The organism is Flavobacterium sp. HTF (assembly GCF_003105115.1).
In the GTDB taxonomy this organism is placed as follows: Bacteria; Bacteroidota; Bacteroidia; order Flavobacteriales; family Flavobacteriaceae; genus Flavobacterium.
This window is the reverse complement of the sequence record NZ_QETH01000059.1, coordinates 19,144-28,715: the sequence shown is the minus strand read 5'-3', so window position 1 is coordinate 28,715 and position 9,572 is coordinate 19,144. Positions and strand designations below refer to the sequence as shown.

6 protein-coding genes are annotated in these 9,572 nt (G+C 35.2%); 2 read left to right on the top strand and 4 right to left on the bottom strand.

The annotated features are described in order from the left end of the window. Nucleotides 1–1,637 (bottom strand): DUF6377 domain-containing protein (locus DCO46_RS15910; RefSeq protein ID WP_116753494.1); only part of this gene is annotated, 1,637 nt, incomplete at its 3' end. 205 nt (nucleotides 1,638–1,842) lie between these two features. Here DCO46_RS15910 and DCO46_RS15905 point away from each other — a divergent pair. Continuing rightward, nucleotides 1,843–2,187 (top strand): 5-carboxymethyl-2-hydroxymuconate Delta-isomerase, encoded by a 345-nt coding sequence (locus tag DCO46_RS15905; RefSeq protein WP_116753493.1) that lies wholly within the window; start codon nucleotides 1,843–1,845, stop codon nucleotides 2,185–2,187. A 135-nt stretch (nucleotides 2,188–2,322) separates the two neighbouring features. On the opposite strand, the gene DCO46_RS15900 is transcribed toward DCO46_RS15905, so the two are convergent. Next, entirely contained in the window at nucleotides 2,323–4,773 is a 2,451-nt protein-coding gene (locus tag DCO46_RS15900; RefSeq protein WP_116753492.1) for a glycoside hydrolase family 3 N-terminal domain-containing protein, read from the bottom strand. A 308-nt stretch (nucleotides 4,774–5,081) separates the two neighbouring features. Between DCO46_RS15900 and DCO46_RS15895 the strand changes: the two genes are divergently transcribed. Beyond that, nucleotides 5,082–5,828 (top strand): NUDIX hydrolase, encoded by a 747-nt coding sequence (locus DCO46_RS15895; protein WP_116753491.1) that lies wholly within the window; start codon nucleotides 5,082–5,084, stop codon nucleotides 5,826–5,828. A 270-nt stretch (nucleotides 5,829–6,098) separates the two neighbouring features. On the opposite strand, the gene DCO46_RS15890 is transcribed toward DCO46_RS15895, so the two are convergent. Further along, nucleotides 6,099–8,360, bottom strand: coding sequence for an acyl-CoA dehydrogenase (locus tag DCO46_RS15890; protein WP_116753490.1), 2,262 nt, complete (start codon nucleotides 8,358–8,360; stop codon nucleotides 6,099–6,101). Between the two features lie 230 nt (nucleotides 8,361–8,590). Further along, nucleotides 8,591–9,517 (bottom strand): EamA family transporter, encoded by a 927-nt coding sequence (locus tag DCO46_RS15885; protein WP_116753489.1) that lies wholly within the window; start codon nucleotides 9,515–9,517, stop codon nucleotides 8,591–8,593. Between the last annotated feature and the right edge of the window lie 55 nt (nucleotides 9,518–9,572).

Here is a 9,572-nt window from a genome sequence, read left to right as displayed (position 1 = left end):
TTCAATGTAATTAAACCAATTTTTATGACCATTTCCTCGAAATCATTTCGCGAAACTGCGGCTTTATTTCGGGCTCTGGTCCGGTAGTTATAAATTGTGCTTAAAGAGTAACGCAGGAAGGCTGCGATTTTTACACTGTCGGTAATTCCAAGACGGATAAGGGCAAAAATCCGAAGTTCCGTATTTAGCAATTCGCCCTGTTTTAAAACGATTTGTTCTTCTTTAATCAATAAATCATTGAAGTCTTTTACAAAAGTGGGATAAAGGTTCAGAAATATAATATCGAAGTTTTTGTATAATTCTTCCAGTTCATTATCAACCAAAGTTGTTGATTTGAGCATTTTGTAAATCTCATCAAATTGTTTTGCCGTCGCTTTTTTGTTTAAAATGATGCGGTAATTCTCCAGTTTATTGATGTAAGCAGAACACAGGCTGAAAAAGTGCGCAATATATTCTTCTTTAATATGATTTGATTCTGATAACTGCGCGTTACGTTCCTGCAGCTGGCTATTGGTTTCGGTAATATCCCTGTTTAATTCTGCCAGTTTCTGACTGGTTTCATAAAGTTCTCCACGTATTCTGGATACTTTTTTCATCTGTTTGTAAACGTAAATAATGGCTACAATCAGGAACAAGGAGAGCAAACTGATGCATAAAAGATACAGTTGAAGTTCTGTTTTTCTCTTTGCTTCTTTTTCTAAATAAACGGTATTGATGATTGAATATACTTCTGACATTAAAAGTGTACGAAATTGTACATTGCAGTAAAGTGCATCTTCAATAGCAGACTGTGTAAGCTTGTATGCCATGTCAACATCTCCGATTTCATAAAAAACCAAAGCCAGTTCCTGAAGCGATGCATTGTCTTTTATAGCATTTTTTATATCAGCAGTAGAAGAAAGCGCATAGTATTTTTTTCTTAATTCTAATTGATGTGTCGCTTCATAAATACTTCCGAAAAGATAGGTAATCATGGCATATTGCGAATCTTCCTCTCTTGTATTTTTCAATAAAACGGTTAATTGCTTCTCGGCGACAGCAAACTTTTTATCAAAAATATTTTTCTGGATCTTGTTGATTTTATAATTCAGTGTTTCAGGGTTTAGAACACCCAGCAGGGAATCACGGTATTTTCCTATTTGCTCAATGTACTTCAGGCTATTGCTGTTAGCATTATAATGTTCAAAAAACTCTCTGTAAACTACATAATAGTTGGGTAACAGGGATTGGTTTAATGTTTTCTTATTGATGCTTTTAAGGATAGCTTCTGATTCGCGATATTTTCCCGATGAAGAATACAGGTTGGCTAATTGTAATTCTGCCAGATCTGATAAATCTTTATTTTGGAATGCTGTGGCAATTACAAGATTCTTCTTTACATATAAAATAGCAGAATCCGAATTAAACTTCTGATATTCTGAGTATAAGGTTTTGTTGTAATTATACTCCTGTTCTTTGGTAAAAGACTCTGATTTGATTTTTTTGAAGTTTAGAATTCTTTCTTCTTTTAGCCTGACATAATGCTGCTTGTTTTTTAACGCATCATTTAGCTTATTCAAAATAACACCTGTACTATCCAAAGGATAAGCAGGAACACTAAGCAGCGCTATAAAAATAAAGAGGAAATAATTTTTCAAAACCAATAAAAGATAAAAACAGAATTACAAATATAATTAAAGAGATGCTATAAAAAAGTAAATATTTATAATGCCAAAACATTTCTGCTAATAAGTATAAATCTCAATAAAAACAGTTCATAGAATATCCATTTTTAAGTGAATTCCGATTTTAGTTTTTATAATTTTGTTTATGTAAATTTTTCTGTAACCAAAACACGACAAGATGCCACATTTTATTATTGATTGTTCTGAGAATGTAGTCCGAATAAAATCTGCTGACGACATAATGAAAGAAGTTTTTGATGCTGCTTTTTCAACCGGTCTTTTTACCGCATCTGAAATTAAAGTCCGCATAAATCCTTTTGCTTTTTATAACAACGGAAATACACTGAATGATTTTATCCACGTTTTTGCTTACATTATGGAAGGCAGAACAGACGATCAAAAAGGGAATTTATCGAAAGAAATTGTTAGCAAACTGGCTTCTATACTTCCTGAAGTCCCTGTGATTTCTATTAACATTCAGGATTTTGAGAAATCTAACTACTTCAACAGAGCGATGTTGTAATCATTGTTTTTTGCTTTTATTAGACACATAAAATCCTAAATAAAAAAATGATTCCACTTATTTATTCAATCTGAATATTTAAGTGAAATCATTTATATAGAAAAAATTTTATCCAACAATTAATCTATTTTTTTATCATGGTTTTAGCTCTGTAAATTGAGTGTCTAATGCAAAAGCCTTTTTTACTTTTTCAACTACAATTTCGTTTGCTACAAAGAATTCCGCCGTTTGTCTGATATTTTCAGATGAATCACCAATCAGCACTTTATAATTTCCGGCTTCTGCAATCCAGGCGCTTTTATTTTCTAAAAATGAAGCCAAATCTTTCGGAGAAAGAGTAAGTTTTAAAGTTTCGCTTTCTCCCGGTTTTAATGCTTTGGTTTTACCAAAAGCTTTTAATTCTTCTTTTGGCTTATCAATAGACTTTGACGGTGCAGAAAGATAAACCTGAACTACTTCTTTTCCGGCAACTTTTCCGGTATTTTTTACAGTTACAGAAACGGTTAGTGAGTTATTAAATGTCTGTGAACTCAATTTTACAGCTGAATAATCAAATGTAGTGTACGATTTTCCGAAACCAAATTCAAAAGATGGCTTTATATTAAAAGTATTAAAATAACGGTATCCGACATAAACACCTTCTTCATAAGTCACTTCTTTCGGGTTATCAGCAGGAATTCCCGGAAAGTTTTTAGCCGAAGGCGTATCAGCATATTTCATCGGGAAAGTCATTGTTAGTTTTCCTGACGGATTTATTTTTCCCGAAACTACATCTGCAACAGAGTGACCTCCTTCCTGGCCTGGCTGCCATGCTAATAAAATAGCATCAACTTTATCTTTCCATGATGCCGTTTCGATTACACCGCCAATATTTAAAATGACTACTACTTTTTTGCCTTTTTCATGAAAAGCTTTAGAAACTTTATCCAGCATTTCGATCTCCTCGGCAGCTATATCAAAATCATTATCAACAACCCTGTCTCCGCCTTCTCCTGAATTTCTCCCTAAAGTCACAAATGCAATTTCAGAACTTGCTGCTTTTTTAGCAATAAAAGCATCTTCCATTTTCATTTCAGGAAGTCTTTCCGGCAAAGCCAGGATTCCTTTAGATTTTCGTCTCTCCTTGTCTGCAGCAAGAACTTTTTCAGCGTGAGGTTTATAGAGATCAACTAATTCTTTATCTAATTTATAACCTGCTGTTGTTAAACCTTCCAAAAGAGAAACCGTGTGTTTATTGTTTACGCTTCCGCTTCCTGTTCCGCCTGTAATCCAGGCATACGAAGTAACTCCAAACAAGGAAACTTCTTTTTGTCTGTCAGCAAAAGGCAGGGCAATTTTTTCGTTTTTAAGCAAAACCATTCCTTCTGCAGCAGCGTTTCTGGTTACTTCAGCATTTTTAACTAAGTTGGGTTTATCGCTGTATTTATATTTCGCAAAAGTCGGTGTACGGAAAATATACTCCAGAATTCTTTTTGAATTGGCATTCGCAACTTCCTGAGATAATTTACCAGATTCCAAAGCTTCAATTAATGCTTTTTTCTGAACCGGAATTCCCGGCATCAGAAGATCATTTCCGGCAATCATTTGTTGCACTACATCAGAGCTGGAACCATTTTGTATGCTTTCAAAACCAGGAAAACCTCCAAACCAGTCTGTCATTACAATTCCTTTAAAACCCCATTCTTCTCTCAAAACCTGAGTCAGTAAATCTTTTCTGGCCGAAGTATATTCACCATTTAGTCTGTTATACGAAGACATCACAGTCCACGGCTGTGATTCTTTAACGGTGATTTCAAAACCTTTTAAATACAATTCTCTGATCGCTCTTTCAGAAACGTGGGCATTAATCGTCAAACGATTGGTTTCCTCGTTATTGACAGCAAAGTGTTTAATCGAAGTTCCAACACCCTGCGACTGAATTCCATTTACAATTGCAGCTGCTGTTTTCCCTGAAATCAACGGATCTTCTGAATAATACTCGAAGTTTCTTCCGTTTAAAGGGTTTCTGTGAATATTCAAAGCCGGAGCCAGTAAAACGTCAACCCCATACTCTTTTACTTCGTTACCCATTGCTTTTCCCACTTCTTCTAAAAGCGTTTTATTCCACGTTGAAGCCAAAGCGGTTCCAACCGGAAAAGCGGTTGCATAATACGTTTTTGAGTCATTTTCTCTGATGGGTTCAATTCTTAAACCGGCAGGGCCATCGGCCACAACAGTTGCGGGAATTCCGAATCGCTCAAAAGCTTCTGTTCCGCCCGCAGCACCGGGAACCAAACCTTGTTTAGAATCACCAACAGGACCTGTCAGCACTTCGATTCCGGGCATTCCGGTTCCGATAAGTAATGCTGCCTTTTCTGCATTGGTCATTTCTTTTATGATGGCATCAATTCTCTGATCAACAGAAAGACGGGTATCTTCCCAAAGATCCAATTTCCCATTTCTGTTATAATCTTTAAAAGTAAATCCTTTAATGGTAAGAAGTGGCGGATTTGTTTCAACATCTGAAATTGAATTCCATGATACATTAGAAAGAACTAAAGCCGTCAAAAGTGATACCCGTGCCGTTTTTATAATCGTTTTTTTCATAAGTGAAAATTTAGAATGTGGTTGACAAATAGTAAAGTTGTAATATTTGATAATTTCATTGCTTCATTATGAAGCAATATTAATTACTTTTTTCCACATCAACAAACAAAAACACTTAAATTTTCATTTATCCTAATTTAAACCTCATAAACTTAGCAGATTCTTAGTACTGTAAAATTTTAATTAGAAATTAACCAAAACCAAAAAAACCTGAAAAGGGCTAATTTTAAAGGAAACAAATAATTTTTTAAGGAGTTTAGGTGATTTCTAATTTCCAAAAAGAGTAAATTTGAAAACAAATCGATACAATGGAATTTAAGAAATTACTGGAACAGCAATCTGAGGAAGCATTTAAAAAATACATTCCCACGCTTTCTATTGACTGCGTTATTTTTAGCTTTCATGAAAATTCGCTGCATGTTCTAACAGTAAGAATGAAGGATCAGGATTCCTGGGGACTTCCGGGAGGATATGTAAAAAAGGAAGAAAATGTTGATGACGCAGCGGTTCGGATTTTAAAAGACAGAACTGGAACTGAAAATATCTACCTGCAGCAATTTTATACTTTTGGAAATCTAAAACGTTCTGAAAGTGCTTTTGAAGCCTACGACGATAGTATCTGGAACAAACAGCGTTTTGTTTCGATTGGATATTATGCGTTGGCAGAACATTCAAAAGTAAAATTGGTTATCGACCAATATTCGAATGCTGTGGAATGGAAGTCTATTGAAAATTTGCCTTCGTTTATGATGGATCACAGAACCATTTTTGATAAAGCTTTGCTTACTCTACGTGAACAATTAAACAATCACCCGATTGGTTATAATTTACTTCCTGAGAAGTTTACAATGCCCGAACTTCAAAAACTATATGAAGCTATTTTAAGTAAAAAACTAAATCGTGGTAATTTTTACAGAAAAATTCTTCGCTACGATATCCTGACCAAATTAGATGAATCACGCAAAGGAGGCGCGCACAAGGCTCCGGATTTGTATAGTTTTGATCTGGAGAAATACAATGCGGCTTTAAAAGAAGGTTTGAAGGGAAGCTGGTGATGTTTTTTTTTAACCATATAAGTTATATAAGTTCATTAAATTTTGGGCTGTTTTCTTTATGTCTTTTTTTGTCATTTCGAGGAACGAGAAATCACACTCTTGACTCGACAAAGATTGGCGAATTACTATGAGGAGTTTCTAGTGTGATTTCTCGTTCCTCGAAATGACAAACTCTGGAGTAAAAAAAAAAGCTTTGCCAAAGTTTTAAAACTTTGACAAAGCTGAGACTTAAATAACTTATATAACTTATATGGTTTAAAAATATATAGTTTAAACAACCGCAATAGGCGCTGCCAGACAGCTTTCAGGAATATCAAAAGCATTGACCAAAGCAACAGCGTCAGGACGAATATCCCAACAAAGCTGATTGACCAATTTACGGATAGCTTTGGTTTTTACCGCCTCCATGTAGCCGTCTTCCAGATACCATCCTTTGTTTTTTTCTATTTGCGAAAGCGCGTATAGTTGGTATAATTTTGTCAGTATAACTTTTGATTTTTCGTCTTCAACGGTTTTTAGTGCTTCCTGAAATTGTTCTAATACAATTCTTTCCAGATAAGCCTGCGCCACATCAATCATTTGATGCTGCACCACGTTAAAAGCATCATAAGGTTCTAAACCACCATCAACCAGTTTTTTGATACGTCTTGCAGCTGATGCCAATATTGTTTTTTCTCTGTGAATAAAGGCTTGCGAATGAAATTCTGAATCAAGCAAATGCTCGTCATCTGCCCTTCTTGTTGCAATTGGGTTTTTCTCGGCAATTGCTGTTTTTGCATTTTCATACACATAATTGATGATTCCCAAAGATCCCATTTCACCAAATGCTTTTCTGAATTCAGCTAAACGATTTTTGGCCACTAACTGCATTAAAACGGTATTGTCACCTTCAAAAGTAGTATAGATTTCAGTATCATTTTTTAAATCATCGATTCGGTTTTCAGATAAATATCCCTTTCCGCCAATAGCTTCGCGGCATTCCTGAAGAATATCTCTGGTACTCCAGGTAGAATAAGACTTCATTCCGGCTGCTAAAGCTTCAATTTCCTGCATTTCAGATTCAGTTCTGTTCAGGAAACGTTTGGTTAGATATTGCAAAGCAAAATGTACGGCGTAGGTTTTCGCTAAATGCGGAAGCAGTCGGCGTTGGTGCATTCTGTAGTTTAAAATGGGCACTTCAGAACCGCCTTCCGGTCCAAACTGTCTTCTTTGATCGCTGTAACGAATGGCGATTGTAAGTCCGGATTTTGCAGCAGCCAAAGCCGAACGCGGAATTCCGATTCTTCCTCCGACCAAAGTTCCCAACATCGTGAAGAAACGTCTGTTATCACTCGGAATTGGGCTTTCAAATTCTCCTTTGTCGTTTACCGAAGCAAAACGATCCAGCATATTTTCTTTCGGAATTTCAACCTGATTGAAACTGATTGTTCCGTTATCAACCCCATTTAGTCCCATTTTATGGCCACAATCTCCTATTGTAACACCTTCTACAGTATTTCCGTTTGTATCACGTAAAGGAACCACGAATGCGTTTACGCCATAATCATGATCGTCAATAATCAGTTTGGCAAAAACGGTTGCCATTTGTCCGTGTACGGCAGCGTTACCGATATATTCTTTCTGTGCGTTTTTATTTGGGGTATGAATGGTAAAAGTTTGTTTGTCATGATTGTACGTTGCGGTAGTTTCAAGCCCTTTTACATTCGATCCGTGGTGTGTTTCTGTCATCGCAAAACAACCCGGAAGTTTTAATGATCCAATATCTTTTAAGTATTTCGCATAATGTTTTTCGGTTCCAAGTGATTGTACGCTCATTCCCCAAAGTCCGAACTGAACGCCGAATTTTATCACCAAACTTAAATCATGGTAACTCAGTGTTTCCATAATGGCAAAATAATCTTCCACATTCCCTCCTCCACCATATTCTTTAGGATACGCCATGTTTCCTAAGTTTTCATCGGCCAGAATTTTACACCAGTTATATACTGTTTCTCTAAATACATTGATATCGGTAGAAGTTTCATAAGCGAATTCAGGTCTTGAAATAACTGTTTTTACCTTTTTTATAATAGCAGCTTCTTTACCGTCCAGAAGTTCGGTTATTTTCTGAATATCAAAATTGCTGTTGGTCTGAGAACTGGCTGTAAATGAGTCTGCTTTGGTTTTGAAATTCTGAATCACTTCTTCCCCTAAAACTCCCAAATCATTTTCCAGTTTTGTAAAATCCGGTTTTAGATTCGAAACATCAAGGTTGGTATCCGAAAGTGCAACTGCTATATCATAAATAGATTTTATAGAAGATTTGTCTTTAATGCTTTTTTCAATATCCGATTTCCATTCTGCCAGTTCATTTCGCGAAGGCGGATTTGAAATATCAACTTTAGAAAGCAGATATTCTTTTTCTTCTTCTGACAGAACAGTCAGGGAATGTATAAATTCCTGTAATGTTGCAAACTCTTTCTGAGTTAGCAAATCATCTGACCATACTAGATAAAATAACGGGGTAAAGGCCTGAAGTTTGGTGTTTTTCATAAATATAGATTCGGTTTTGAAATAGTATTTTTATTCTGTTGAAATCTGTGACAAAGATTTTTGTTTTTGCCACGAATTACACGAATTACGCTAATTTTTTCTCAAATGAGTAAATATAATTTGTGAAAATTAGTGTAATTCGCGGCAATTTTTTTTTTCTATTTTGCAAAAAAAAACAGAAATGAAAAATACTCATTCCTGTTTTAATATGCTGTTAAGATTCTCGTAATTTATTGTGTACAATTGGGCGTTTTTGCAATTGGCAGATATTTTTTTCTCATAGCAAAAATATGATGTGAGTTAAAAACCAAAACAGCAATAAAAATAATTCCGTAAGCCGTAACCTGCAATACACTGATTTTTTCGTGGTAGACAAAAGTGGCCAGCCCAAAAGCGATCATCGGGTTAATGTTTAAAAGCATTCCGACTGTCGAAGAATTGATTCCAGAAAGTGCATACAAATTCAAAAACAACGGGAAAATTGTAAAAAGGATCGCTATGGTTTCAATACAGAAATAAAACTTAAATTCTGTTGGGACCGGACCGCTGTAAAACGGATAAAATGGCAATAGAACAATGGCTGCCAGTGTAATATGAAACGTCAGTATAATAAATTTATCAAAGCCTTTGTTTACACGCTGACTTACCAGATAACAAGCATACGTTAAACCAATTATGATACTGTAAAACATATCCATAATATCAGCGTAAGACAATAACAAACATCCTGAAATACTTAGACCTACAGAAATCCATTGTGTTTTGGACAATTTTTCATGAAGGAGAAAATAAGCCAGTAAAGTGGTTAAAATCGGGCAAACCAGATAAGCCAGGGAAGTTGCCTTTACACTAACATGATTCATGACAAAAATAAAGGTAAACCAATTGGCAATCAGGAAAAAGCTTCCTCCAAAATTCAATAAAAGTGTTTTTCTTTTTTCGGCTTTTGATAAGGATTTGAAAGTTTCGACCGTTTCTGTTATTGCTTTTCTTTTGAAAGTAAAAGCAATTAATAACATTAAAATACTACAGCTAAAAACGCGGTTAAACAAAATATCCAGCGAAGGATAGTCATGGATTGGTTTTAGCACAAGGCTAAAAAATCCCCAGATGGTATAAGCAGTTATGGCGGCCAGGTAATATTTAGTTGTTTTCACGGGTTCTTTTTTTGGTTAATTTTTATAAAAACAAATTTCATAAAAAAAACACAGC